We start from the raw sequence: 26,988 nt of genomic DNA, 5'->3' as shown, positions 1-26,988 counted from the left end.
CATCCCACCCCTCCCGGCGCCGCCGTGCTGCTCGCGCCCCATTGCACTCGTACGGATGTACTGACCTGCCGACGGAGCAACGCCTAAGCAGCCCGTGTGCCAGAGGCCGCACGTGGCAAGTCTCTCCTTAAGAGCGCCAACGAATTTGCCGTTTCTGGCGCGCTGGATTCCCCGGCGGGTCTGAAAAAATGCCCGGGTGGAGAAGTGCCGTTCCCAACGGGTGACTGTGAAAAGGACCGGGTTGCCCGTCCGGGTTCCTGTTCCTAGGTTTGTCCGCGCCAGGCTGTGGTGCGTGTGGAGGTGCGGCGTGTACTGGACGATGGGAATCATCCTGTTGGTGTTGTGGGGGCTGGGGCTGACCACCGGCTCCACCGAGGGTTACTGGGTCCACCTGTTGCTGCTGTTCGCGATGGTGGCGCTCCTGCTGGCGGTGGTGTCTCAGGGCCGCCGGGCGGCCTCGGCGTGAGGCGCGGGGCGCCCGAGGTGACGGGGGTGGAGCTGCCCCGGGACTCCGTGGGCTTCACGCGCCGCGAGTGCCCGGAGTGTCAGCGGCCCTTCAAGACACGTCCGGGGCCCATGGACTCGCGCGCGGTGCTGCACAAGCTCCTGGGCTTCTACCCCTTCGAGAATGCCCACGAGTGCGTGGAGGGCATTCCCGTCTGGGGCTGCCCGTACTGCGGCTATCGCGCGGAAGCGGACGCCTTTCTCACGCCCGCCCAGCAGGGGCACTTGGAGGCCGTGGCGCGCGGCTGGGCCAACCACGTGCGGTACGAGCAGCTGGCGCACGTGGCGCGCACGCTGTCCGTCAACCCCAGGCCGACGTTCGTGGCGGTGGAGCCGGAGGCCCTGCCGGGCCCCATGGAGCCAGAGCCGGATGAGCTGCTGCGCGTCATGCCCATGCTCTGCTGTGGCGAAGAGGTGAAGGTCGTCTGGGAGTGGGACCAGGCACTCCACTGCTTCTCCTGCGGCGCGCGGCATGATCCGATGAGCGGCCGCCAGCAGGTGGAGCTGCGCTTCGTCTCGGAGTAGCGCCCGGGGTGGACGCGGGCGGGCGGTGACGGCAGGCTGGAGGGGACATGACGTGGGTCTCCCCCCGGGCCATGCTCGCGTGCCTGCTCCTGGCCGCGGGCGCCGCCGCCGCGCACGACGCCGACATCCTCTATATCGAAGCGCACCGCGCCCGGCCCGAGGCGCCCGAGGTCCGTCAGATTCTGACGATGACGCCGGAGACGCTGGCCTTGCTCCTGGCCGACGCGGATGGGGGCTCGCTCCTCACGCGGAATGGACTGGATGTGCGGCGTGACGCCATCGCCACGGGCATCTGGGATGCGATGCCGCTGGCTTCCGGAGGCTTGCCGTGCGTGCGGACCGCGCACGCCTCGGCGCCGGGGCAGTCCTTCGTGGAGCTGTCCGCCACCTTCACGTGCCCGCCGGGTGGAATGCGCCAGCGCTTCCTGGTGCTGACGCGGCTGCCGCCGGAGTACCGGGTGATCCTGGGCAGCGTGAGGGAAGGGGAGGTTCCAGGAGCCGTGTTCGCGGATGCCTCGCGGCCGGAAGTGGACGTCCCGGAAGGCGGACGCGGCAGGCCGCTGCTGAGCCGATTCGCGGGCTGGGTGGGCCTGGGCATGCGCCACATCTTCGAGGGCGTGGACCACCTGGCATTCCTGCTGGCCGTGCTGCTGGTGGGGGGCGGCTGGAAGCGGGTGCTGTTGCTGGTGACGTCCTTCACGGTGGCGCACTCGCTGACGCTGGGGGCCGCCGCGCTGGGCTGGGTGGTGTTGGACGGAGCCCAGGCCCGGTGGGTGGAGGCCGCCATCGCCGCGTCCATCATCTATGTGGCGGTGGAGAACCTGGTGCTGCGCGAGCACCGGCACCGGGTGCTCGTCACCTTCCTCTTCGGGCTGATCCACGGCTTCGGCTTCGCGGGCGTGCTGGCCGGCTACGGCCTGGGCGAGTCCGTGGTGACGGCGCTGCTGGGCTTCAATGTCGGCGTGGAATTGGGGCAGGCGATGGTGGTGGCGGTGCTGCTGCCCGTCCTCCGCATGGTCCAGCGCCGTCCGGCTTTGCACACGAGGGCCGTGAGGGGACTGTCCATCGGAATCCTCGCGGCTGGTGGGTACTGGATGGTTGAACGCGCCCTCGGTTGAATCCCGCGCGAGGCGTTCCTACGTTGGCGGATTGAAGGTAGGGAACAGGGGGACGTGAATGGGTGCGAGGCATACCCGGTTGGCCGCGGCGCTGGCCGCCGCGTGGGAGGCGGAGGTCGTCTCCGCCCGGCGGATGACGGCGCTGGCGGAGCGAATCGCGGATGCGAGGGTCCGGGCACGGCTGATGGTGTTGGCCGCGTTCTGCCGGGCTCACGCGTCGCGATTGCTCGCACGGCTGGCGGCGCTGGGCCGCGGTCCACTGCCAGTTCCTCCCGAGGACATCGAGCTGGATTCGGATACGTTGCTGGAACTGCGCCGCGAGGGGGCCTTCGCCCGCGCGTCGGCCGCCCGCTACGAGACGACCGCGGAGCTGGCCCGTCAGCAGGCCGACCTCTCCTCCGCGTGGGTCTGCGAGCTGAACCGCACCGAGGAGCAGGACCGCTCCCGGGAGCTGCTGTCCCTGGCCGAAGGGGCCCTGGGGCCCGTGGTCCACTCCGACGCGCCGGCCAGCGCCGCCCCGGGTGACTCATGAGGGAATGACATGGGTTTCTCGCTCTGCCGGTGACAGTTACCGTGCATTGGGCGTAGAAATCCGTTCATGGCGAAGGAGAGTTACAACGATCTCATCTTCCAGCTGGGCGACCTGGCTCGGGACAGGTTGCCGGGCAAGCCCACCTGTCCCCGTTCCATGGACCGCGTCTACCGCGCCGAAGAGGCTGTGGTGGCGCGCCGGGATGAACTGGCGGCGCTCGAGCAGGAGATGAACGACGAGGACGCGGCGTATTCGGACTTTCTCGCCGAGCAGGGCGAGGAGCGGGCGAAGCACGCCGTCATCGTCAAGAAGTGGAAGAAGGCGGTGGACGCCATCGACGGCAAGGTGAAGGAGCTGCGCAAGACGCTCGCGTCTCGCAAGGCCGAACAGCGCTACGCCGAGGATGGTCTGGTCAAGCTCGAGAAGAAGATCAGCGACATGGAGCTGACCGGCGAGCCGCCCGACAAGATCGAACTGGCCCGCGGCAACCTCAAGAAGAACCGGCTCCAGCAGATGCGGCTCGGTCGGCAACTGGAGGACCTGGAGTCCAACCTGGCCACCGCCCTCACGCCCGTGCCCGGTCAGCCCGGCGCGGCCGGCATCCTGGCGCACAAGCGCATGCTGGAGATGGAGGACGAGGCGGAGGAGCGGAAGCTCGACCACGAGCACCGCATGGCGGAGATCGACCAGGCAATCGCCGCCAAGGAGGAACAGGTCCAGGCCTCGGAGGATTATCTGGATCAAGCACTGTTCCTCCTGGGCGAAGACGTGTATGCACAGCGCATCAACGATGCGCAGCTCGCACCGTTCTACCCGCGGTTGGATCGCGCGCAGTGAGAGAGGCACCCGCCCGTAGTGCTTGACGGCGGGGACCTGTCTGCTACATTGCGCCGCTTCCTGGCGACCGCGGGGACGCGTGCAGTCCAGGTCATTGAACTTATTGGGTTTTTCCGCGCCACCAGCGCGCTGGCAGTGAGGACGACGTGAAGGGTCTGATTGGCAAGAAGATCGGCATGACCCAGGTGTTCAACGATGAGGGCAACCTCGTCCCGGTCACGGTGATCGACGTGGGCACCTGCCAGGTCGTTGGCAAGCGCACCCCGGAGAAGGACAGCTACTCTGCGGTGACTCTGGGGTTTGGTGAGATCCGCGAGAAGATTCTCAACCTGGCCGAGCGCGGCTTCTTCAAGAAGGCCAACGCGCCTTACCGCCGCCACCTGAAGGAGTTCCGCGTTACGCCGGAGGAGGCTGCCTCCTTCAACGTGGGTGACGCCGTCAAGGCGGACATGTTCACCAAGGGCGAACTGGTCGACGTGACCGGCATCACCAAGGGCCGCGGTTTCTCCGGCGTCATGCGCCGCTGGAACTTCAAGGGTTCGCAGACGAAGACGCACGGTACGCACGAGTACCAGCGTCACCCGGGCGCCATCGGTCAGCGTAAGACGCCGGGCCGCGTGTACCCGAACAAGAAGATGCCCGGTCACTACGGCGTGGATCAGGTCACCACCCAGAACCTGACCGTGGTGGAAGTGGACGTGGAGAAGGGCCTGGTGCTCGTGAAGGGTGCCGTCGCCGGCCACAACAACGGCGTCGTCTACATCCGCCCCAGCATCAAGGCGGCCATGCGCGCGCAGCACAAGGCCGCGCGCGGCGCGTAGTTCGCTGCTGAGCGTCTGAACGCTCGAAGCGCCCCGCTTCCGGGCCCGATTCGTCGGGCATCCGGGCGGGGCGTTTGTCTTGCGGGGCAGGGTGCGTGCGGTTTCCGCGGGTGGGCAGGTGTCTGCCCCGCGTGACGACCCGCCTGCCTGCTTCGTTACGTCCCGTGCTGTGGGATGCCCCGGAAACGTTGACCGGTGGGCGTCCGGTGGGGACGACCGTGAAGAGAATTCCGACTCCAGGCCATCTCGGCTTGTCGGTCGTGGATGCCGTGCGCACATCCAGGCCCCACGAAGGAGTCTGAGCGTCAGGTGACGCGGACTCCGTGGCTCGGGGAGTTCCTTGCACTCCCGCTCATGGCGGCCCACCCCACGGGCCGGGCAGGATTATGATCGCACGCACGCTCTGCGTCTTTGCTTCGTTGGCCGTCTCGCTGGCAGCACCGGTTGCCGCGGCACAGGACGACGAGAACGTCCTGGACAACGTCGTCGTCCGCAACCGGCTGTACGAGCCGGGCGGCAAGTTGGAGGTGTCCTTCGGGGTTGGTCTGCCGCTGCAGACACACCTGACGGCGCACTACGTCTTCAACGCCGGTGTGGCCTACAACCTCTTCGACACCTTCGCGGTGGAGGCTCGGGCCGGCTACGCGGCCAGCCGTCACACGGGCCTGGCGCGTTCCATCTCCGAGAGCTTCCTCAACCGCGAGGACAAGCGCGTCACCGACGAGTTGGAAGACCTCTGGCAGATGAACCTGCACGGGGTGGCAGGTGTCCGCTGGGCGCCCATCTACGGGAAGCTCAGCCTGCTGTCGGACCTGCCGGCCCACTTCCAGGCCTACGTCTGGGCGGGCGGGGGCCTCGCCTCGTTCAAGCGCAACTCTGTGATCCAGTGCACGCAGGTAGTGAACCGCGAGCTGGGCATCTGCGACAACCGCACGTCGGTGGATGATCGCGGGTCGGCCACCCAGAACTTCTGGGCGCATGAGTCGCGGGTCGCCCCGGTGGTGTCGGCGGCGGTGGGCTTCCGCTTCTTCATCCTGGACACGCACGGCGTGCGCCTGGAGCTGCGCGACTGGGTCTTCCGGGACAACTACCGCGTCAACCTGGTGCGCGATGCGTGGGAGGAGGGGCAGGCGACGGGTGAGCCCGCGCGCAGCCCTGGCCTCACGCACCTGGTGCAGTTCGACCTTGGCTACACCTTCTCCTTCTAGGTCCACCTGACTATGCGACCGTTCCTGTCCCTCGCGCTCCTTGTCGCCACGGCCACGCAGGCCGCGCCACGCGTCCCGGCTCCGGCCTTCGCGCTGGCGCAGGTCCAGCAAGTGCCCGCGCCCGGTGCGGAGACGTCCGTGCCGCCACCGTCCACGCCGCCGCAGTCGCTTCCGGAGGCCCCTGTCGGGCCCGCGTCCCGGCCCGAGCCGCTGGTGCCCACCGAAGCCACGGAAGCATCCGCGCCGCCCGCGGGGGGCCGCCCCAACGCGGCCCCGGCGCAGGGCACCGACGAGGTTCCCGCGAGCGATCCTTCCCGTGTTGACGACACCGCGCCGGTGCCCGCGCCCACCGTGGAGACGGACTCCGCTCCCTCGACGACGGGCATGGCCGGGCAGGAGGCGCCGCCGGTTTCCGATGATGCACCGGTGCTGGCGTCCGACCTGGGCTCTGATGCGCCGCGCACCACGGATGCGCAGCAGCAGCGGCTGGTGAACGGAGCGCCGCTCTACAACCCCAACGTGTCGGTGCACATCGTCCAGAAGAAGCGCTTCGCGGACGCGGGCCGTCACGAGCTGACGGTGTATCCGGCCACGGTGCAGGTGAACGGGAAGTACACCCACCACGTGGGCACGGCGGCGCACTACACATACCACCTGCAGGAGAATTTCGCCCTCCAGGTGATGGGCCAGTACAACTGGCACTCGAACGAGAGCGCCTTCAACCTGGAGCTCATCGACAAGGTCCGTGAGCAGGCGCAGGCGGCCTCGTCGCTGCTCCTGGTGTGGGGCGCCCACGCGGGCGTGGAGGTGACGCCGCTCTACGGCAAGTTCGCCTTCCTCAACAACTCGCTCGCGCAGTTCAGCGTGGTGCTCAGTGGCGGTGCGGGCATCGGCTCCACGCGCCACCTCATCCGCCCCGCGGTGACGAATGATGTGGATGGCGAGTCGTTCCGGGTGCCCGCGCGCTTCGGTGACACGGGCTCCAAGTTCATGGGCTCGGTGGGGGGCGGCTTCCGGCTCCAGTTCGGCGAGTCGTACGCGCTGCGCGTGGAGGTGCGGGACCTCATCTACACCGCGCGCGTGGACCGGGTGGACGGCTGCAACCTGGCGGACTTCGAGGCGCTCGAAGCGGCGCGTTCCACCAACCAGGACTTCGCCTCGCTGAACCTGAGCGGCAGCTGCCGCTACGAGAAGTTCGACGGCGTCGATCCGAAGACGAAGAAGAACTACCGCGAGGACATCATCCTGGGCCGAGACCTGGTGGTCGAGCCGTCCTCGGACGTCCTCAACAACGTGAGCTTCTACGCCGGCTTCTCTGTCCTCTTCTGATGCTCAGGAAGGCCCGAACCGCCATGAAACGACTGCTCAGCCTCTTCGTCGCCCTGGCGCCGCTCGCGGTGTCCGCCCAGCCTGATTCGGGTGGCTACAACCGCGCGCTGGCCGCCTTCAACGCAGGTGACATGGACACCGCCGCGCCCCTCTTCTTCGAACTCGCGGAGAGCGCCTCCGACGCGGAGGTGAAGGGCAAGGCGGAGTACTTCCTCGGACAGGCCCTGGCCCAGAAGGGCCTGCCCGTGGCCGCCTTCATCGCCTATGCGGCCATCGTCAATGCCGGACCCTCGCACCCCTCGTATCTCAATGCGGTGGAGGGACTGGTGGACATGCAGCAGCAGCTGGACGAGCACAACCTCATCCCCAGCATCCTCAACCAGGCCTACACCGACGAGGTGCGCGACCGCTGGGTGACGCTGCCCAAGGAAGTGCTCGCGCGCATCAACTACCTGGTGGGCACGGTGAGCCAGCGCAAGAGCCGCTTCGAGGAAGCGCGCTTGCTGCTGGAGGCGGTCCCCCAGGACAGCCGCGTGTACGCGAAGTCCCGCTACCTGCTCGGCGTGGTGCTGGCGGACCCGCGCTTCCCGGGCCGTCCCGGCGAGGCCTCCGTGTTGGACAAGGACGCGTTGGCCGCCTTCAACGCGGTGCTGGCCGCGAAGGATGGGCAGATGGACTTGCGCGCCACGCAGCACCTGGCGCTCATCGCCCTGGGCCGGCTCCACTATCGCCGCGGTGAGTACACCGATGCCAGCGCCGCTTATGAGCGCGTGCCGCGCTACTCGCGCTACTGGGAACAGGCCCTCTTCGAGAACGGCTTCGCGCGCTTTCAGAACGAGGACTTCGGCGGGGCGCTCGGCAGCCTCCAGGCGCTGCATGCGCCGCAGTTCGCCGGGGCCTTCCAGCCCGAGTCGTGGATTCTCAAGGCGACCGTCTATTACTACTCGTGCCTCTACGACGAGGTGAAGACGACGCTGGCGGCCTTCGATGAACTCTACGGGCCCATGGAGACGCAGCTGGAGCCCTTCACCGGGGAGGACGTGACGCTGGTGCAGTCCTTCAACCTGGTGGCGGCGGAGAACCGCCGGCTGCCGCGTCCGGTGTACCTGTGGCTGCGCAATAACGAGCGCATCCGCGAGGTGATGCGGATGCTGGAGCGCGTGGACAACGAGAAGCGTGCGCTGACGAACGGACGCTGGCGCGGCACGCCGCTGGCGGCGCAGTCCACCGCGTCGCTCGAGGAGGTGCGCGGGACGCTGCTGCAGGTGGGCGGCACGCTGGCGCAGAGCCGCATCCGTGAGGCAGCAGACAATCTGCGGACCTTCTCCGACCAGGCGGAAATCATCCGCGTGCAGACGGCATTGGATGAGAAGGACTTGCTGCAGGCCGGCGTTGACCAGAAGGCGCTGCTGACACGGCAGTCGCTGTATCGCCCGAAGATGCCAGGCGCGGCCTGGAACTACTGGAAGTTCCAGGGCGAGTTCTGGATCGACGAGATTGGTTATTACCAATACACGCTGAAGCGTGGCTGTCCGGCGAAAACCGCTGAACAGCAGCCGTAGGTTCACGAGCGCCGCCGTCACGCATGCACGTACCTTGAGGGGCCGGCTCCACGCGACACCGCGTGGAAGCGGCCCCTTCGTCGTTGTTGACAGTGCGCAAGCACCGTTCCACCGCCACTTCTCAATCCAGAAGTGCGCATCTACTTTCCGTCGTCCCTCGTCAGTGGGTGCTGGATTGCCCGCATGCCGGGTCGGCTTCACGGCAGGAGCTCGCATGAAGGTGGTTCTTCGTTTCGGTGCGCTGGCGGTGGGTGCGGTGCTCATCACTGGCGGGGTGGGAGAGGCGGCGGAAACGCAGGCCCGCAAGGGAGGGAAGAAGCCCGGCGCGGCGTCCGCGTCGAAGACCTCCGGTGCGTCCAGCAAGGCGGGCGGGAAGAAGAAGTCCGCGAAGGCCCAGGTCGACCGCAAGGCAGAGGAGAAGGCGCCGCCGGGTGTCGCGCCGGAGGACGTGCGGCAGGGGCCCGCGCGTGTTCAGCCCGCGTCGGCGAAGTTCGCGGAGCTGCCCCGCATCCCGGACGCCAGGCGGGACGCGCTGGCGGACAAGAAGCGCGACGAGGCCATCGCCGCCTTCAAGCGGCTCATCCCCAAGCTGCGGGATGGCAATCCGCAGAAGGCGGAGATGCTCTACCGCCTGTCGGAGCTCTACTGGGAGAAGTCCAAGTACCACTACCAGCTGGAGATGACGCGCTTCCTCGCGGCGGAGAAGGAATACGACGCGGCCGTGGCGCGCGGCGAGAAGGTGGAGCCGCCCAAGAAGAACCACGCGGACAGCGAGCGCTACCGCACCGAGACGATGGGCATCTACGAGGACATCCTCAACGCGTACCCGGACTATCCGCAGCGCGACGAGGTCCTCTTCTCCATGGGGTACAACTACTACGAGCTGGGACGCCGCGAGGACGCGGTGGCCCGCTACGAGGAGTTGATCCGCGACTTCCCCAAGTCGCAGTTCGTGCCGGACGCGTACATCCAGCTCGGCAACCACTACTTCGAGAACAACAAGCTCATCCCCGCCAAGGCGAACTACGAGAAGGCGCGGGACTCGCGCGTGCCGAAGATCTACGGCTACGCCGTCTACAAGCTGTCCTGGTGTGACTTCAACACCGGCGACTACGAGCCCGGCCTGAAGAAGCTCCACGAGGTGGTGGACTACGCAGCGAAGAGCCCCGAGCTGGGTGACCTGCGCACCGAGGCGCTCAACGACCTGACGGTCTTCTACGTCCAGCTGGATCAGCCGAAGGAAGCCATCGCCTACTTCAAGGAGAAGGCGCCGGCGCAGCGCGTGGGCCGCCTGCTGGCCAAGACGGCCGCAGGCCTGGTGGACGCGGGCCACTTCGACAGCGCCATCCTCATGTACCGCACGCTCGTGGACGACGAGCCCATGGGCGCCAACGCGCCGGAGTACCAGCAGGCCATCGTCCGCGCCCACGAGGGGCTCCGCCAGCGCCAGCTGGTCCGCAAGGAAATGAAGCGGATGGTGGACCTCTACAGCCCTGGTGGCGGGTGGTGGAAGGCCAACGAGGGCAAGACGGCCGTCCTGCGCAACGCCTTCAACGTCACGGAAGAGGCCATGCGCGTCATGGTCACCGAGTACCACCAGGAGGCGCAGAAGACGCGCCAGGTGGAGACCTACCGACTGGCGCGTGACATCTACAAGCAGTACGTGGACGCGTTCGCCTCCAACGCGAACCCGGACTTCGTGGCGGACTCCGCCTTCAACCTCCGCTTCTTCTACGCGGAGATCCTCTGGGCTTTGGAGGAGTGGGAAGCGGCCGCGGCCGAGTACGACGCGGTGGTGGCCTTCAAGATTCCGGACCGCGACACCGCGCGCGAGGTCTCCAACGAGGCGTACCGCAAGAGTGCCGCGTACAACGCCATCCTCGCCTACGACAAGCTGGTGAAGATCGAGCGAGGCCAGCTCGCCAGGAGCGACCTGCGCGAAGGCCAGAAGGTCGACGAGAAGAAGGACAAGGGCGACGTCGCCAAGCAGAAGATCGTCAAGCGCGACGCGAAGGACCGCCAGGAAGAGGCGCTCACGAAGTTCGAGGACCGGCTGGTCGCCGCGTGCGACGTCTTTGTGAAGCTGTATCCGAACACGCAGGACGAAATCGACCTGCGCTACCAGGCCGCCGTCATCCTCTATGACCGCAGCCACTTCGTGGACGCGGCCCGGCGCTTCGGCGAAATCATCGAGAAGTTCCCCGAGGAGCGCCGCTCGCGCGACGCGGCCGACCTCACCATGTACGTGCTGGAGAGCCGCGAGGAGTGGCTCGAGCTGAACACGCTGTCCAAGAAGTTCCTGGGGAACAGGAAGCTGGCCAAGCCCGGAACGGACTTCGCCGTGCGCGTCAGCCGCGTCGTCGAAGGCAGCCAGTACAAGTGGGTGGACGAGGTCGTCTACAAGAAGGAGAAGAACCCGAAGAAGGCCGCCGAGGAGTTCCTCCGCTTCGTGTCCGACTTCCCCAAGTCAGAGAACGCGGACCGTGCGCTCACCTACGCGATGGTCATCGCGCAGGAGGCGGGCGAAATCGACAAGGGCCTGGCCGCGGGTGAGCGCTTCCTCAAGGAGTACCCGCGCAGCCCCTTCGAGCTGAAGGCGCGTTACTCGCTGGCGGGCCTCTACGAGAAGGTCGCTGAGTACCGGAAGGCCGCCGTCATGGCGGAGTCCTTCGTGGCCAGCTACGACGCCGCGATGAAGGCGGACGATGTCAACGGCAAGCGCAAGGCGACCAAGACGGTCGCCAAGGCGAGTGTCGTGCCGGGCGCCGAGGACGCGGAGTCCAAGCGCGAGCGAAAGGCCGCCGAGCGCAAGGCGCTGCTGGACGAGGCCGGCGGCTGGATGGCGGATGCGCAGTTCAATGCGGGCGTCTGGTGGGAAGGCGCGGGTGAGCCGCAGAAGGCCGTGGCCGCCTACAACACGTACGTCTCCCGCTTCAAGGATCGCAAGGACGTGCCGCAGGTGGCCTTCGCGGCGGCGGTCGCGTGGGAGAAGGAGAAGAAGTGGAGCGAGGCGGCCCGGGCGTTCGGCGCCTTCGCGGAGACGTACGGCCGTGACTCGCGCTCCAGCTCCGCGCAGGTGTACCAGGCGCGCTACCACGAGCTGCTGGCGTACGAGCAGCTGAAGAACGTACGCGAGCAGGAGCGCGTGCAGGGCGAGTTGGTGCGGGCGTGGAACCGGCTGCCGGAGAGCGCTCGCAAGGACACGGCGGTGCTCAATGCCTACGGTCATGCGCGCTTCCTGTCGCTGGAGCCGGCGTGGAACCGCTACGCGGGCATCCGCTTCTCGCGGGTGAGCACCATCCGCCGGGACCTGGCGGCGAAGCAGAAGGAGATCCAGCGGCTGGAGAAGGAGTACCTCGCCGTCCTGTCCACCGGCTCCGGTGACTGGGGCATCGCGGCGCTTACGCGCATCGGCCTGGCCTATGCCGACTTCGCGCGCAACATCATGGACTCACCGGATCCGTCCGGGCTCGATGAGGAGCAGCTCGCCATGTACCGCAGCGAGCTGGAGAACCTGGCGTTGCCGCTGGAGGACAAGGCCGCCGAGGCGCTGGAGAAGGCGCTGGAGAAGGCCTACGAGCTGGGCGTCTACAGTCCGTGGACCCTGGCCGCGCAGGACCAGGTGAACCGCCTGCGTCCGGGGGCCTACGCGCAGGTGCGGCAGGTGAACTACCGCGGCAGCGACACACTCGTCCGCTCGGACCTCGTGCGCGTGCTGGAAGGCGCCACCGCGACGACGCCGGTCCCGGCGGATTCCTCGAAGCCCTCGGATGACGAGGCGCAAGCACCCACGGCGGCGCGCGGGGAGGTGCTGCGATGAAGCCGTTTCGCATCGATTCCTTTCAGGTTGGGGCGGGGAAGACGCAGATGACCTGGTTCCGTTCGCTCCTCGTCGGCTCGCTGGCCTTGACGGCGGCGTGCGCCTCGGGGCCTCAGAAGAAGCAGACCGCCGCGCCGGAGGTGACGCCGCCCGCGGCGCAGCAGCCCGTGCCCGAGCAGAAGCTGGTGCCGCCTCCCGCGCAGAAGTCCGGCAGCGCGCAGTCCGCCTTCGCGGCGGCGCTCAAGTCCTATGAAGCGGGGGACCTGGACGGTGCGCGCAAGGGCTTCGAGGCGGTGGTGGATGAACTGCCGCAGAGCCTCAACGCGCAGTTCAACCTGGGCGTCATCGCGGAGCGCCAGGGCCGTCCGGATGACGCGCGCGTGGCCTACGAGAAGGTCCTCCTGCTGGACCCGGCGCACGTGCCCGCGGTGGTCAACCTGGGCGTCATGTACCGGGCGCAGGGGCGGCTGGACGAAGCCATCGCGTTGTTCCAGCGGGCGCTGAAGACGCCTGGTCGCGAGTACGACGCGTCGCTGCTCAACAGCCTGTCCATCACCTATCGCGTCGCCGGAAAGCTGGACGAGTCCGAGGCCGCCGCGCGCCGCGTGCTGGTGCGCAACAAGGACAACCCGGGGGCGTACAAGAACCTGGCGCACGTGGCCTACGCACGGGAGAAGTACCGGCTGGCGGAGCTGCTGGCAGGCAACGCGCGCAAGCACTCGGAGAACGATCCGGCGCTCTACAACCTGCTGGGCATGGTCTACCTGAAGCTGGACGACCGAGCGCGCGCACTGGTGCAGTTCCAGAAGGCCATCTCCCTGGATGCGAAGTTCACCCCGGGCTACCTCAACCTGGGCGCCCTGGCGCTGAGCTACCGCGACTACGTGGGCGCCGAGCGCTCCTTTGGCAAGGCCGCGGAGCTGGAGCCGGGCTCGCCGGACGTGACGCTGTACCTGGCCTGGGCGCTGGACGGGCAGAAGGGGCGCGACCCGAAGAAGGGCCTGGCCGCGGGCGAGGCGTTCGAGAAGGTGCTGGCCACGCGCTCGGACCTGCCGGAGGCCGTGTGCGGCGCGGGCTGGGCGTATGCGTCGGACCGCGCGGGCTGGCAGAAGGCCATCGCGTTCCTCGACCGCTGCAAGGGTCTGGAGACGACGACCGACAATGACAAGCAGATGATCACCGCCAAGGTCCAGGGCCTGCAGAACATGCTCAAGGCCCCACCGCCCGAGGCCGCGCCCGCCACCGCGGAAGGCGATGGCGCTCCGGCGGATGAGGCCATTGGCGGCGGTGGTGCGCAGCCCGCGCGGGGCGCCGAGGATGTGGCGCCTGGACAGGGCTCGGATGTGGCGCCGGAAGGCGATGCCACGGGCGGCGCGGGCGCACCGCCTGAGTAAGGCACTGGCACGACGCCAGAGGATGCCGCCATGGGGGCTCAGGTTCCGAACCCACTCCGGACGATGCCCCGGAGGCATCACCCCAGCAGGCTGGCTGGAGTTTTGACGAAGAGGGGCGGAACTTTTTTCCCCTCTCCAGGCTGCAGTACCCGGATGAGCAGGCGAGCTCCTCTGGATTCAAGGACTTGAGATTGGATCGCGCTGTGCATTGGGAGGTTGAGCATGAGGCGACTGGTATCAGCGGTGATGGTGCTGGGCCTGTGGGCGGCACCCTCGGTGGCGGTGTCACAGGAGTCGAGAGACACGGTGAAGGTCGTCCAGGAGGAGGACCGCACCGTCGTCCGGAAGAAGACGGTCATCGACTTCACGGATGTCGCGGTGGAAGGCGAGCTCACGAAGCCTGAGGGCTCGTACGTACTCCACCGGAAGAAGACGGACTTCCAGAGCCTCATCAAGGTCCGGGACAACTTCGATCCAGAGTTACAGAAGTCAGTCGACAACCTCTAGCGGCAGCGGGCGGCGGCAGTCGTTCTAAGGGCGGAAGGGAAGAGGGAAAATCCTCATGGCGGCGGCGAAGAACAACGGCTTGACGCTTCGGATCACCGGGCCGGATGGCTCCACGGCGGAAGCCGTGTCGGAGGCCGAGAGCGTCATTGTGGGGTCGGGCGCTCAGGCGGCAGTGAAGATTCAGGACCCGCTGGTTTCGAATCTCCATGTGATGCTGAAGGTGGACAAGGATGGCTCGGTCACGGCCATCGACCTGGGGAGTGAGGGTGGCACGGAGGTGCGGGGACAGCGGCTCGTCCTCCCCACGGCGCTCAATCCCGGGGATGTGTTGATGGTGGGCGGCAGCCGGGTGGAGGTGCTCTTCGGCGCGACCCAGCCCGAGCGTCCGCTTCCCGCGGGTGCGCGGGTGGCGGGGCCGGTGTTCCAGGGGCCGGTGGCCACGCCACCGCCGCCGCGTGGCATGCAGATGCAGACGCAGACGCGCGCGGACCTGCCGAACCTGGTTCCCACGCCGCCGCCGCCCATGCGCCAGGTGTCCACGGCGCTGGGCAACCGCGTGGAGCGAGTGGCCTCTCCCGGTGTGATTCCGGTCGAGCCGCCCCGGCAGGCGCCTCCGGGGCTCCAGCCTCGCACGACGCCCTCCACGGCGCGGACGTCCACGCCGAATGCGGCGAACACGGCCACGCCTCCGCGGACGGTGGCGCCGCACCTCCAGGAGCCGCTGCCTCCCGAGGCCATGCCCACGCCCGAGGCGCGCGTCCTCCAGGTCGCGCTGCTGTGGGGCGACACCCTGCTGGAGGTCCAGCACTTCAAGGACGGCGTGCCCGTCACCATCGGCGAGGCGAAGCAGAACTTCTTCAATGTCTTCGCGCCGTCGGTGGGCAAGAGCCACGTGCTGGCCATCAGCAAGAAGGATGTGCTGGAGGTGCGCGCTCCCGCGGGCTCGCGCGCCTTCGTCACCAACCAGGGCAACGTGCGCACCAAGGACTCGCTGCGGGCCGCGGGCGCGCTTTCTGGCCAGGCCGGTGACGACGCCGAGCAGTGCTTCACCCTGGGCCTGCACGACCGGGTGGAGGTGTCGCTGGGCACGGTGTCCTTCGTCGCGCGCTACGTGAAGCCGTCTCCGGTCATCACCGCCGCGTCGCTGAAGGACTCCGACTTCACGTTCTTCAAGATCACCAGCATCTGCATGCTGACGGGCCTGGCGGTGGTGCTGACCATGGTGCTGACGCCGCGCCAGGAGCTGCCGCAGAGCGCGGACATCTTCGAGTCCCAGCAGCGCGTGGCGAAGTTCCTCATCACCCCGGAGAAGAGGCTGGAGGCGAAGAAGCTCCAGCTGTCCGCGCCGGAAGAGGGCGCCAAGGCGAAGGACGAGGAAGGCAAGTTCGGCAAGGAGGAGGCGAAGCAGCAGGAAGCGGCGCCCTCCAAGCCCGGCACGCCCGTGGTGGACAAGAGCAAGAAGGAGAAGGACCGTCAGGCGGTGGGCAAGGCCGGCCTGCTGGGCGCCTTCAAGGGCATGAAGGGTGGGGCATCGGACGTGTTCGGTCCCGGCGGCTTTGGCACCGGCATCAACGACGCGCTGGGCGGCCTCAAGGGCGGCGCGGCCATGGGGGACGCGCAGGGCGTGGGCGGCGTGGGCTCGCGTGGCACTGGCAAGGGCGCTGGTGGCACCGCGCTGGGCATCGGTGGTCTCGGGACGCAGGGCACCGGCCGTGGCACGGGCGGGTCGGGCGGCATCGACCTGGGCGGCCGTGGCAAGTCCATCACCAAGGTCATCCCCGGCAAGACGACGGTGGTGGGCGGCCTGGACAAGGACGTCATCGCAAAGGTCATCCGGCGGCACCAGGGGGAGATCAAGTACTGCTACGAGTCGGAGCTGAACAAGGACCCGAGCCTCGCCGGCAAGGTGGCGGTGGCCTTCGTCATCGACCCCACGGGCGCGGTGTCGGACGCGAGTGTCGCCGAGACGACGCTGAACAACGCCGCGGCGGAGCGCTGCATGCTGTCGCGAATCCGCCGCTGGAAGTTCCCGGAGCCCAAGGGCGGCGGCGTGGTGTCGGTGACGTACCCCTGGCTCTTCTCGCCCGCGGGCGCGGGAGGGTGAACGGCGGTAGCGGCCTGTGAAGGACCCGAGTGGCGTGGACGAAACGGTCCACGCCACTTTCGTTTTCCCCCACTGCCGGTTCCAGGGGGGCGTCATTAACGTCTGCGGCGCTCCCGCGTTGCGCTGGGAGGGCACGTCTGTCGGGAGGACCCGTGAAGAAGTCTCAGTTGATTGCCGCGCTCGCGCTGCTGTCGTCTCCGGTTCTTGCGGCCACACCGCCGGAAGGGGTGGCGTTCGAGCCGCGCCGTGGTTTTTTCACCGAGACGGACATCGGCGTGTTCTTCACCGTGGGCGGGGAGAACGTCTACTCCAACGCCCAGACGTACCTTCAGCTCGGAGTGGGGTACGACCTCACGGAGAAGCTGTCGCTGGGGGCGCACTTCGGGCTCGGCTCGTCCGCGCAGAACTGCTTCGCGGGCTACCTGCCCGGCACGGAGACGTGCGCGCTGTCGGACAACTTCACCATGGCCTTCTTCAACCTGTCGGCGGCCTACCACGTGCGCGTCATGGACCGGCTGTTCCTTACGCCCAAGGTGGTTGCGGGCTACACGCGGCTGGATCCGGCGCCCGTGGACCCCGACGAGGGCGACCCGGGACGCGCCGTCAGCGCGCCCAACGCGGGCCTGGGCTTCGGCGTGGAGTACGCCACGGGCATGGACCACTTCTCCGTCGGCGCGGACCTGCTGGCCCGCTACATCATCGGGCCCAACATCACCTCCTTCGCCATCTTCCCGAAGGTGAAGTACACGTTCTGAAGCCCGCATACACGAAGGGCCCGCCCCCAACGCAGTGGGAACGGGCCCTGGTGATGCGGGGCGCCCAGTGAGCGCCCCAGCAGAGCGAAGGCCTAGTCGCCTTCGGCCGCGCGCTCCTCGCGCTTGCGGTCACGTTCGGCGCGGTAGCGCTCGCCCACCGCCAGCGCCTTCTTGCGCATGCGGATGGACTTGGGCGTCACCTCGACCAGCTCGTCGTCGGCGATCCACTCCAGCGCCTTCTCCAGGCTGATTTCCCGCGGCGTGGTGAGGATGACGTTCTCGTCGCGGCCGGCGGCGCGGATGTTGGTGAGCTTCTTCTCACGGCAGCAGTTCACGTTCAGCTCGGACGCGTGCGAGTGCTCGCCGATGATCATGCCCTCGTACACCGTGGTGCCCGCGCCGATGAAGAGCGAGCCACGCTCCTGGATGCTGAAGAGCGCGTAGGGCACGGTGTCGCCCAGGCGGTCGGAGACGATGGCGCCATTCTGCCGCTTGGGGATGTAGCCGAACCACGGCTCGTAGCCGTCGAACTGGCTGCTCATGATGCCCTCGCCACGGGTGATGGTGAGGAACTCCGAGCGGAAGCCGATGAGGCCGCGCGCGGGGATGCGGAACTGGAGCCGGGTGCGGCCCGAGCCCAGGGTGCCCATGTCCACCATGCGGCCCTTGCGGGGCCCCAGGCGCTCCGTCACCGCGCCCACGCTGTTCTCCGGCACGTCGCAGAAGAGCAGCTCCATGGGCTCGTGGACCTGCCCGTCGATCTCCTTGGTGATCGGCTCCGGGTTGGAGGCCGTCAGCTCGTAGCCCTCGCGGCGCATGTTCTCGATGATGACGGCCAGGGCGAGCTCGCCGCGGCCCACCACGCGGAACGCGTCCGGCGTGTCGGTGTCCTCCACGCGGACGCCCACGTTGCGGTAGGCCTCGCGGTAGAGGCGCTCGCGCAGGTTGCGGGAGGTGACGAACTTGCCTTCCTTGCCCGCCAGCGGCCCGTCATTGACCTTGAAGACCATCATCATCGTGGGCTCGTCCACGGTGATGCGGGGCAGGGGCACCGGCTTCTCCGCGTCGGCGATGGTGTCGCCGATGGAGATCTCCTCGATGCCGGCGATGGAGACGATTTCACCCGGACCCGCGTCCGGAATCTCCACGCGCTTCAGGCCGGAGAAGCCGTACAGCTTGACGATCTTACCCGGCTGCACCTTGCCGCCCTCGCGGCAGACGGAAACGGGCATGTTGGCGGAGATGCGGCCGGCCTGCACGCGGCCCACGGCCAGACGGCCGACGTAGTCGTCGTAGTCCAGGTTGGCGACCAGCAGCTGCAGCGACGTCTCCTCCGACTTCGGCGGAGGCGGGATGTGGTTGATGATGGCGTCGTACAGGGGCTCCAGCGTCTTGCCGGGGACCTCCAGCTGCGTGGACGCCTGACCCTGGCGGGCGATGGTGTAGAGGACGGGCATCTCCAACTGCTGCTCGTCCGCGCCCAGGTCGATGTAGAGCGAGTACACCAGGTCCAGCACGTCCTTCGCGCGGGCGTCCTGGCGGTCGATCTTGTTGATGACCAGCACCGTCTTCAGGCCCATGGCCAGGGCCTTGCTGAGCACGAAGCGCGTCTGGGGCAGGGGGCCTTCGGCGGCGTCCACCAGCAGGATGACGCCCTCAACGAGGCGCAGACCACGCTCCACCTCACCACCAAAGTCGGCGTGACCCGGGGTGTCGATGATGTTGATCTGCATGCCCTTGTAATTGACCGCGGTGTTCTTCGCGAGAATGGTGATGCCCTTCTCGCGCTCGAGGTCGTTCGAGTCCATCACCCGTTCGGCGACGTGCTCGTTGCTACGGAAGGTGCCCGCCTGGCGAAGCAGGTGATCGACGAGCGTGGTCTTGCCATGGTCGACGTGAGCGACAATGGCGACGTTACGAATATTTTCGCGAGGAATCATACGAACCGAACTGTGATGGCTGGTGGGGAACGCCCGAGGACGCCGGGGCTTCCGAACCCCACCGGAACCCGGGAGGTCGGCGCTTATATGCCGCGAGTGCGTCCCCTGCAATGCAGCCGGAAGCCCAGCGTACGTGCGGGCGGGTTTTCACTCCTGTTACCCATGAACAACGCCAGGGGGCCGGCCCCTTCCGCAGGGCTCAGGGGCCAGCGGGAGGGCTCACCACCGGTGTAGGCGTGGGTGAGGGGGCGCCGGTACGCACGTTCAGTCGCTCCCGGAGGAAGCGCTCGACGCGGGCCTCCACTCGCCCGGGGGCTTCGAGTGGGGTGGTGTGGGTGCCTTCGGGGATGAGCTCCAGCTCGGCGCCGGGGATCCGGTCGGCCATTTCCTCGGAGATCCAACCCGGCGTGAACTTGTCCTGGCCGCCCGCCACCACCAGGGTGGGGACGTCCACATGAGGCAGGTGGTCCCACGCGTTGTGCTCCGCCATGGACTCCAGGGTGCGCACGAAGACGACGGGGTCCATCCGGGCCAGGTGGTCGAAGTAGGGGGCCAGGTCGTTGCGGGCGATGCGCTCCCGGTTCATCTCCAGGGTGATGGCCAACTGCACGGCCAGCTCCGTGCGCAGCACCGTGTGGATGATGCGGGCGGACTGCTCCGGGTATCGCTCCACCACGCGGCGGATGAGCGGGAACGCCCGCTTGAGCACAGTGGAGTCGTGGAAGGTGTCCAGCGGGTTGCCGTAGCTGCCACACACCAGGACGAGCCCACAGACGCGCTGGGCGTAGCGGCGCTGGAACTCCAGCGCCACCTGGACGCCCATGGAGTGGCCGAAGAGGACGACGCGCTCCATCCCCACGGCGTCGAGCACCCGCCGCAGGTCATCGCAGGTGTACAGCATGCCGATGCGAGAGCGGTCCTCGGGGACGGTGGAACGGCCGTGGCCCCGGTAGTGCCAGCGCAGCACGCGGTGGTTCCGGACCAGGTAGGGCGCCAGGTACTTCCAGGCGAAGCCGTCACAGCCCAGGCCGTCACAGAAGACCATGCCCGGAAGGCCGTCTCCCTGGACCTGGTAGTACAGCTCCGCGCCGTCCGGGACGCGCAGGCGGTCCTGGTGGAAGTACCGCGTGCCGGGGCTCATGCGTCGCCCATCTCCGCCTCGTCCTCGGGAAGGCCCTTGTCCAGGCCGTAGCGCGAGATCTTCAGAATGAGGTTGGAGCGGCTGATGCCCAGCTCTCGCGCCAGCCGGCTCTTGTTGTAGCGCGTGCGCATCAGTCCCTGCTGAATCATCTCCCGCTCCAGGGCTTCCACGGCCTCGTGCAGCTTGCCGTGGGCGCGCGGAGAGATGAAGGGGCCTCCTCCGGGCAACACGGCGTCGCGGATGCGGCTGGAGATGAGTTCGGCGGGGATGGACTCCAAGTCGCCCCCCAGCACGAGCAGGCGTTCGATTTCGTTCTCCAACTCGCGGATGTTCCCTGGCCACGCGTACGCGCCCAGGATGGCCAGGGCCTCCGCGTCCAGCCCCCGCGCGCGCTGGCCCTCGCGGTGGTGCTTGCGCAGGAAGTGGTCGATGAGGACGGGCATGTCGTCGCGCCGTTCCCGCAGGGGCGGCAGCTGCACGCGGATGACGTTGATGCGGTAGTAGAGGTCCTCGCGGAACTCGCCCCGCTTCACCAGCTCGCTCAGGTCCTTGTGGGTGGCGGCGATGACGCGGACGTTGACCTCCTTGAGCTGCGTGCCGCCCACGGGCAGGAAGGTTCCCTCTTGGAGCACGCGCAGGAGCTTCACCTGCAACGCGGCGGACATGTCGCCCACTTCATCCAGGAAGAACGTGCCGCTGTCGGCGACCTCGAAGAGGCCCTTCTTGTCGCGCAGCGCGCCGGTGAAGGCGCCGCGGGTGTGGCCGAAGAGGGCGCTCTCCAGCAGGTTGTCGTTGAAGGCGGAGCAGTTCTGCACCACGAAGGGCTGCTGCGCGCGCGGGCCGCTGAGGTGGATGGCGCGGGCCACCAGCTCCTTGCCGGTGCCGGACTCGCCATTGATGAGGACGGTGGAGTCGGAGTTGGCCACCTTCTCCATCAACCGGAACACCTCCATCATGGGCCCGGAGCGCCCGATGATCTTCTCGAAGCGGTAGCGGTCGCTCAGCTCTCGGGACGACCCGGGCGCGCCGTCCTCCTGCCGGGAGGCCTCCGCCGCTTCGTGGTTGGCGATTTCATTCGCCGCGCACTCGAGCAGGTCGGACAGCTTGCTCAATTCGGCGCCGTCCAGGACGGGAACCTGCTCGCTCCACCCGTCCAGGGCCACGTGCTGCGGGGCGAACTGGCGCACCTTCGACTTGAGGACGTCCGCTTCGCGCGCGTCAAGAGGCTGGCGGGCGAAGCCCTCGACGAAGAGGAACCCCTCGTATTCGTTGGCGATGTAGAGGGGCGCGCCCACGATGCTGAAGTTGAGGTGGCAGTCGTGGATGAGCGAGCGGCGCACCTTCTTGTTGGCCTTGAACTTCTCGTTCAGTACACGGACGGACTGGCCGCAGCGCCGCAAGCCCTCCTTCGAGGTCAGGGCGGCACGGCAGAAGGCGTTCGGCGGCGGGCTGACTTCCCCGCGCTGCCACTCATGCACCACGCCGTGGCGGTCCGCGAACGCCAGCTCGACCTGCCACCACTTGCGGATGACATCCCTGAGCATGATGATGGTGTGCAGGTTCAGATGCTTCCCGTAGTCCATCCCCGCCTCCGTCGCGTCTCCCCACGCTCCGGAGCAGGGGATGCCGGGCCTGGCGGCAGCCAGATTCCCGGCCTCTCATACCTCATGACTGGGCATTAGCCGCACCCCTCACTCCCGTGACTACTTCCCCTTACACCCGCGGTGAATCCGGGCATGGCCACGAGCATGACCACGGCGACGGACATGGCCATGGCCATCATCATCATGGCCATGGGCACGGCCATGGGCACGGTCCCCGGAAGGGCGGACTGGCGGAGGAGCGGAAGAAGGACAAGCGCCGGCTCATCTTCGCCCTGGTGCTGACGGCCACCATCGCGCTGGCGGAGGCGGTGGGCGGCTGGCTGACGAACTCGCTGGCCCTGATGTCCGACGCGGGCCACATGCTGACGGACGTGTCCGCGCTGGCGCTGAGCATGGTGGCGCTGTGGTTCGCGGGCAAGCCGGCGGACGTGAAGAAGACGTACGGCTACTACCGGATGGAGATCCTCAGCGCGCTGCTCAACGGCGTGCTGCTGATGGGCATCACCGGCTTCATCCTCTATGAGGCATGGGAGCGGGTGCGCTCACCGGCGCAGGTGGACATCGGGCCCATGGCCATCGTGGCGTCGGTGGGCCTTCTGGCCAACCTGGGCGCGCTGGGGTTCCTGCACCGCTCCCACTCCATGAACGTGCGCGGGGCCTTCCTGCACGTGCTGGGGGATACGCTGTCGTCGGTGGGCGTGCTCGTGGGCGCGGGCATCATGGCGTACACGGGCTGGTACGTCGTGGACCCCATCATCTCGGTGGTCATCTCCATCGTCATCGTCATCGGCGCGGTGCGGCTGGTGCGCGACGCGGTGGACGTGCTGATGGAGGCGGTGCCAGCGCACGTGGACCTGGCGCAAATCAAGGAACTGATGCTGCGCGCGCAGGGCGTCACGGCGGTGCATGACCTGCACGTGTGGACCATCTCCAGCGGCGTATACGCGCTGTCCGCGCACCTGGTGGTGCAGGACCCCATGGTCTGCAACAACGACGAGATTCTCTCCGCGGTGAAGCACGACCTGTACGACCGCTTCGGAATCGACCACACCACGATTCAAATCGAGAGCGAGACCTATTCCCACCTGGGCGAGGTCCACTGACGGCCCTGGGGCTCGGCCGGGGCGCCCCGTCCGCGTGCCCCAGCGGACGCTCCCAGCAGCTTCGCCTTGCCTCGGGCGGCGCGGGCGGATGATTCTCCGCGCTCCATGAACGTGCTGGACAAGGTGCTGACGTTACGGCCGGGGAACACGGTGGCGCGGGTGGGCGCGGGTTCGCGCGTTCCGCTGCTCAATCCCCGGGAGCTGCTGCGTGCCCTGGCGGAGGCGCCGGTGGCGCTGCCGTGTCTGCCGGTACAAGCGAAGGGCGCCTTGCCGGGCCTGCTGCGCGCGGCCCGGTCGGAAGACGCCGTGCTGGGGCTGGCCTGCCCACACCCACTGTCTGACCGGGGGGCGCCCGAGCGCTTCGTCGTGGCCGCGCACCAGGCGGCCGCCGAGGCTGAACACGCGCGGCCCTTGTTCCTCCAGGCCGGGCCCATACGGGTAGCCCGGGCGGACGCGGACACGCTGGACGCCCTGAAGGACGGCATCTACCGCGTGGTGGACGCCGGCTTCTCGCTGGTGTCGTTGGACCTGTCCCGGCTGGACTCCTACGAGGCCGTGGAGGCCGTGAATGCCCTGGTGGCGCCGGTGACCGAGCGCGAGCTGGCGCTGGAGCTGACGGGACCGGCCGCTTCTGGCGGGTTCGTGGACGCGTACCGGACGCTGCTGGAGGGCCTCAGGCAGTGGAAGGTGCCGGTGGACTTCGTCCGTGTGCCGGAGTCCGCGCTTGGTGAAGGCGAGCCGGACGTGCGGCTGCTGCGGAGCCTGGTGGAGCTGGCCGCGGAGTACGACGCCGTGCTGTCGGTGGGTGAGGCGGGCGCGGCGCTGGCCGCCGGGCTGCCCACGTACGTGGCGGCGGGCGTGCGCAAGGTGGACTGCGTGGGCGGCTTCGCGCGGCTCGCACTGGGGGCGTGGCCCCAGGAAGTCCGCGCCAGCGTGGAGGAGAAGGCTACTGCCGCCGGGCTGCCCGCGGGCCAGCTGCTGAGCGTGTTGGAGGAGCAGCTGCCGCCGCTGGACGACGCCGCGCGGGAGAAGCTGGAGGCCCTGTCCTTCATGGAGGCCACCGAGGTACTGGCCGCGCTGGGCGCCACGCGCACGGGGCAGGCGTCACTGCGCTTCTTGGCGGAGAAGCGGGGCGACTGAGGCCGGAGCGGTGTAGAAGGGGCCCATGCGAATCGTCGCAGGCACCGCCAAGGGCCGCGCCCTGGCCGGCCCCAAGTCCTCGTCCCTTCACATCCGTCCCACGGCCGACCGCGTCCGGGAGACGCTCTTCAACGTGCTGGGCCAGTTCCTGGACGGCCAGCGGGTGCTGGACCTCTACGCCGGCACCGGTGCGCTGGGCCTGGAGGCCGTGTCTCGCGGCGCGGGGCAGGCGGTGCTGGTGGACCAGGACCGCGAGGCGCTCACCCTCTGTCGTGAGAACGCGCAGGCCGTGGGGCTCGCCGGGCAGGTGGAGGTGCTGTCCGCGCCGGTGGCCCGGGCGCTGGAGACGCTGAAGCGACGGGGCGACCGCTTCGAGCTCATCTTCGCGGACCCTCCGTACGCCGCGCGCGTGGTGGAGACGGTGCTGGACGGCATCGTGGCCGCCGGGCTGCTGACCCCCTCTGGCATGGTGGTGGTGGAGCACGACAAGCGCGAGGCGGCGCCGGACACACATGCCGGGCTTGACCGGGAAGACCAGCGCCGCTTCGGGGACACGTTGGTGAGCTTCTATCGGGCGCCGTGAGCAGGCCTTGACCGGCTCCCGGGGGCATCCGAGACTTCCCGGCACATGCTGGTCGCCATCTATCCTGGTTCTTTTGATCCGCTCACCAACGGGCACCTGAGCCTCATTCAGCGCAGCCTGAAGATGTTCGATCGGCTCATCGTGGCCATCGCGGTGAACCCGAAGAAGACACCGCTCTTCTCCGAGGACGAGCGGCGCACGTTGATTCGAGAGGCCGTCCAGGACGACCGGGTGGAGGTCGACGCCTTCCACGGTCTGCTGGTGGACTACGTGCGGCGGCGCAACGCGGGCGTCATCGTCCGCGGGCTCCGAGCGGTGTCGGACTTCGAATACGAGTTCCAGCTCGCGAACATGAACCGCAAGCTGGCGCCCGACGTGGAGACCGTTTTCATGATGACGGGGGAGGACTACTTCTACATCTCCTCCAACCTCGTCCGGGAAGTGGCCTCCTTCGGTGGGGATGTCACCGGGCTGGTGCCGCCCAACGTGCACGAAGGTTTGAAGGCGAAGTTTGCTGGAAGGAAGTAGCAGGCAGTCCTCTTGTCCGGCGCAGTGCTCCGCGTTAGGCAAGGGACATGAAACTCGCTCACCGGCTCCAGGCCATCAAGCCGTCTCCGACGCTCGCTCTCAACTCGCGCGCCAAGGCGCTCGTCGCCAAGGGTGTGGATGTAGTAGTCCTGGCCGCGGGAGAGCCGGACTTCGACACGCCGGATTACGTGAAGCAGGCCGCGGTGGACGCACTGCGAGCGGGCTTCACCAAGTACACAGCCACCAACGGCATCCCGGAGCTGCGCGAGGCCATCTGCGCCAAGCTCGAGCGGGACAACGGCTTGCGCTACACGCCGGACCAGGTGCTCGTCACGTCCGGTGGCAAGCAGGCCCTCTACAACTTCTGCCAGGCGGCGCTGGAGGAGGGTGACGAGGTCATCATCTTCGCGCCCTTCTGGGTCAGCTACCCGGACATGGTGCGGCTGGCGGGCGCCACGCCCGTCATCGTCCCCACGCGCGAGGAGGACGGCTTCGCGCCGGACCCGGAAGCCATCCGCCGCGCGCTCACGCCGCGCACGCGCGCCGTCATCATCAACAGCCCGGGCAATCCCACCGGCGCCGTCTATTCGCGCGCGGCGCTGGAGCGCATCGCGGAGGTGCTACGGCCCCACGACTGCCTCATCGTCACGGACGACATCTACGAGAAGCTGACCTACACCGACGAACGCCTGGGCATCAGCGACGTGGCGCCGGACCTGGTGCCGCGGCTGGTGGTCGTGAACGGCATGAGCAAGGCGTACTCCATGACGGGCTGGCGCCTGGGCTACATCGCCGGGCCCAAGCCGCTGATTGCCGGCATGCAGATGGTGCAGGACCAGTCCACGTCCAACGCCTCCTCCATTGGCCAGAAGGCCGCGCTGGCGGCGTTGCAGGGGCCGCCGGACACCATCGCCACCATGGTGAAGGAGTACCGCGAGCGCCGTGACTTCTTCATCGCGGGACTGAACGCGTTGGACGGCGTGCGCTGCCGGATGCCCGAGGGCGCCTTCTACGCCTTCGCGGACGTGCGGGGCCTGCTGGGCCGGTCGTACAAGGGCAAGCCGGTGACGTCCGCGATGCAGCTGTCGGAAATCCTCCTCGACGACTTCCGCGTCGCCGCGGTGCCCGGCGAGCCGTTTGGCGCGGACGGCTACGTGCGCATGAGCTTCGTCACCTCGCGCGAGGTGCTGCAGAAGGGCCTTGTCCGGCTGGGGGAGCTGGTCAAGGCCCTGAGCTGACCGCTCAGTCCGTGTAGGCGAACGCGCGGAACTCGTCGCGGTACTTGCGGTAGACGAGGACGGCGGGGCGGCCGGAGAGGTTGCCCACGGCCGTCCACACGTCCTTGGGGTTGCGCAGGTCCACCCCCAGCCGCGCGGGCGCCTTGCCGTACTTCTTCTCCATGGCCTCCAGCGGCATCACCTCCACGTCATAGAGGGTGATGAGGTCCGTGCGCTTCAGCCGCAGCTGCTTCACCCATGCCGACACCAGCTCCTCCGGGGTGGCGTAGCGCTCCGCCTCCAGGCTGAACGGGTAGAGCAGCTCGTTCGAGGCGGTGCGTACGTCCCCCGTCAGCAGGGACTGGAAGAGGAAGCGCGCGTCCGCCTGGATGTCCCTGCGGATCTGCTCCTCGGGCGACAGCGGCGGCGCGTCCGGGATGGGGTCGCGCTTGAAGTCGGCAAATCCGGGAGGCAGTTCGACCGGCGGTGCGTCCGCAGGGGGCGGTGTGGGCGCCGCGCGGGGCGACTCGGCGGCGGCTGCCGACTTCGGAGCGGCGGGGGCCTCGGACTTCGGGGCCGCAGCCTCGGCCTTCTTGGCGGCGGCGGTGCCTTTCTTCTTGGCGGGGGCCTCAGAGGGAGCCGGCACAGCGGGCGCTTCAGCGGCCGGTGGCGTCGCGGGCGCCTCGGCCTGTTTGGGCTCCGCCTCGGGCGTGGGC

At 68.2% G+C, this 26,988-nt stretch carries 23 protein-coding genes; 19 read left to right on the top strand and 4 right to left on the bottom strand.

Translation table 11 applies throughout. The annotated features are described in order from the left end of the window. Nucleotides 1-307: 307 nt before the first annotated feature. The 14 genes from F8M74_RS33820 to cglE all read left to right on the top strand — a co-directional run bounded on the left by F8M74_RS33820 (nt 308) and on the right by cglE (nt 17,016). Nucleotides 308-466, top strand: a complete 159-nt coding sequence (locus tag F8M74_RS33820; protein WP_020478757.1) for a lmo0937 family membrane protein — start codon at nt 308-310, stop codon at nt 464-466. Next, nucleotides 463-1,029, top strand: coding sequence for a hypothetical protein (locus tag F8M74_RS33815; protein ID WP_141257612.1), 567 nt, complete (start codon nt 463-465; stop codon nt 1,027-1,029). Before F8M74_RS33820 ends, F8M74_RS33815 begins: the two co-directional genes overlap by 4 nt. A 47-nt stretch (nt 1,030-1,076) precedes the next feature. After that, entirely contained in the window at nt 1,077-2,147 is a 1,071-nt protein-coding gene (locus tag F8M74_RS33810; protein ID WP_141257613.1) for a HupE/UreJ family protein, read from the top strand. A gap of 58 nt (nt 2,148-2,205) precedes the next feature. Continuing rightward, on the top strand, nt 2,206-2,679 hold the full coding sequence (locus tag F8M74_RS33805) for a hypothetical protein (RefSeq protein ID WP_141257614.1): 474 nt from the start codon (nt 2,206-2,208) through the stop codon (nt 2,677-2,679). A gap of 66 nt (nt 2,680-2,745) precedes the next feature. After that, on the top strand, nt 2,746-3,516 hold the full coding sequence (locus F8M74_RS33800; protein WP_141257615.1) for a hypothetical protein: 771 nt from the start codon (nt 2,746-2,748) through the stop codon (nt 3,514-3,516). Between the two features lie 146 nt (nt 3,517-3,662). Next, nucleotides 3,663-4,337, top strand: coding sequence for a 50S ribosomal protein L3 (gene rplC, locus F8M74_RS33795; protein ID WP_141257616.1), 675 nt, complete (start codon nt 3,663-3,665; stop codon nt 4,335-4,337). 386 nt (nt 4,338-4,723) lie between these two features. Further along, a complete protein-coding gene (locus tag F8M74_RS33790) occupies nt 4,724-5,545 on the top strand; it encodes an outer membrane beta-barrel domain-containing protein (RefSeq protein WP_171410470.1) in 822 nt (273 codons plus the stop codon). A 12-nt stretch (nt 5,546-5,557) separates the two neighbouring features. Continuing rightward, a complete protein-coding gene (locus F8M74_RS33785) occupies nt 5,558-6,874 on the top strand; it encodes an outer membrane beta-barrel domain-containing protein (protein WP_141257618.1) in 1,317 nt (438 codons plus the stop codon). 23 nt (nt 6,875-6,897) lie between these two features. Beyond that, the gene (locus tag F8M74_RS33780) at nt 6,898-8,436 is read left to right on the top strand and encodes a tetratricopeptide repeat protein (protein ID WP_141257619.1); all 1,539 of its coding nucleotides are present in this window, start codon (nt 6,898-6,900) and stop codon (nt 8,434-8,436) included. Between the two features lie 214 nt (nt 8,437-8,650). After that, nucleotides 8,651-12,256 (top strand): tetratricopeptide repeat protein, encoded by a 3,606-nt coding sequence (locus F8M74_RS33775; RefSeq protein WP_163884680.1) that lies wholly within the window; start codon nt 8,651-8,653, stop codon nt 12,254-12,256. Continuing rightward, the gene (locus tag F8M74_RS33770) at nt 12,253-13,650 is read left to right on the top strand and encodes a lipopolysaccharide assembly protein LapB (RefSeq protein ID WP_141257621.1); all 1,398 of its coding nucleotides are present in this window, start codon (nt 12,253-12,255) and stop codon (nt 13,648-13,650) included. Before F8M74_RS33775 ends, F8M74_RS33770 begins: the two co-directional genes overlap by 4 nt. A gap of 222 nt (nt 13,651-13,872) precedes the next feature. Beyond that, on the top strand, nt 13,873-14,157 hold the full coding sequence (locus F8M74_RS33765) for a hypothetical protein (RefSeq protein WP_141257622.1): 285 nt from the start codon (nt 13,873-13,875) through the stop codon (nt 14,155-14,157). Between the two features lie 55 nt (nt 14,158-14,212). Then, nucleotides 14,213-16,261: a TonB family protein gene (locus F8M74_RS33760; RefSeq protein ID WP_141257623.1), complete on the top strand. Its 2,049-nt coding sequence runs from the start codon at nt 14,213-14,215 to the stop codon at nt 16,259-16,261. Between the two features lie 152 nt (nt 16,262-16,413). Then, nucleotides 16,414-17,016, top strand: a complete 603-nt coding sequence (gene cglE / locus F8M74_RS33755; protein WP_140862578.1) for an adventurous gliding motility protein CglE — start codon at nt 16,414-16,416, stop codon at nt 17,014-17,016. A 92-nt stretch (nt 17,017-17,108) separates the two neighbouring features. Here cglE and typA read toward each other — a convergent pair whose 3' ends face one another. The 3 genes from typA to F8M74_RS33740 form a co-directional block, all read right to left on the bottom strand. After that, on the bottom strand, nt 17,109-18,956 hold the full coding sequence (gene typA, locus F8M74_RS33750) for a translational GTPase TypA (RefSeq protein ID WP_141257624.1): 1,848 nt from the start codon (nt 18,954-18,956) through the stop codon (nt 17,109-17,111). A 199-nt stretch (nt 18,957-19,155) separates the two neighbouring features. After that, nucleotides 19,156-20,097 (bottom strand): alpha/beta fold hydrolase, encoded by a 942-nt coding sequence (locus tag F8M74_RS33745; protein ID WP_141257625.1) that lies wholly within the window; start codon nt 20,095-20,097, stop codon nt 19,156-19,158. Further along, nucleotides 20,094-21,680 carry a sigma 54-interacting transcriptional regulator gene (locus F8M74_RS33740; RefSeq protein ID WP_141257626.1) on the bottom strand — a complete coding sequence of 529 codons (1,587 nt, stop codon included), beginning with the start codon at nt 21,678-21,680 and terminating at the stop codon, nt 20,094-20,096. The genes F8M74_RS33745 and F8M74_RS33740 overlap by 4 nt, the downstream gene beginning before the upstream one ends. 116 nt (nt 21,681-21,796) lie before the next feature. Here F8M74_RS33740 and F8M74_RS33735 point away from each other — a divergent pair, with 116 nt between their 5' ends. The 5 genes from F8M74_RS33735 to F8M74_RS33715 all read left to right on the top strand — a co-directional run bounded on the left by F8M74_RS33735 (nt 21,797) and on the right by F8M74_RS33715 (nt 26,293). Next, on the top strand, nt 21,797-22,804 hold the full coding sequence (locus tag F8M74_RS33735; protein WP_141257627.1) for a cation diffusion facilitator family transporter: 1,008 nt from the start codon (nt 21,797-21,799) through the stop codon (nt 22,802-22,804). 105 nt (nt 22,805-22,909) lie between these two features. Continuing rightward, the gene (locus F8M74_RS33730) at nt 22,910-23,944 is read left to right on the top strand and encodes a hypothetical protein (RefSeq protein WP_163884678.1); all 1,035 of its coding nucleotides are present in this window, start codon (nt 22,910-22,912) and stop codon (nt 23,942-23,944) included. 25 nt (nt 23,945-23,969) lie between these two features. Next, nucleotides 23,970-24,527, top strand: coding sequence for a 16S rRNA (guanine(966)-N(2))-methyltransferase RsmD (gene rsmD / locus F8M74_RS33725; RefSeq protein WP_090491327.1), 558 nt, complete (start codon nt 23,970-23,972; stop codon nt 24,525-24,527). 45 nt (nt 24,528-24,572) lie between these two features. Further along, on the top strand, nt 24,573-25,055 hold the full coding sequence (coaD, locus tag F8M74_RS33720) for a pantetheine-phosphate adenylyltransferase (RefSeq protein WP_141257629.1): 483 nt from the start codon (nt 24,573-24,575) through the stop codon (nt 25,053-25,055). Between the two features lie 47 nt (nt 25,056-25,102). Beyond that, entirely contained in the window at nt 25,103-26,293 is a 1,191-nt protein-coding gene (locus tag F8M74_RS33715; RefSeq protein ID WP_141257630.1) for a pyridoxal phosphate-dependent aminotransferase, read from the top strand. Nucleotides 26,294-26,297: 4 nt separating this feature from the next. Here the strand turns inward: F8M74_RS33715 and F8M74_RS33710 are convergent. Then, nucleotides 26,298-26,988: hypothetical protein (locus tag F8M74_RS33710; protein WP_240462318.1), on the bottom strand; the 691-nt coding region annotated here is incomplete at its 5' end.

Origin of the sequence: Myxococcus sp. CA023 (genome assembly GCF_010998615.1) — a bacterium.
Lineage (GTDB): Bacteria > Myxococcota > Myxococcia > Myxococcales > Myxococcaceae > Myxococcus.
This window is presented reverse-complemented; position numbering and strand designations above follow the sequence as displayed.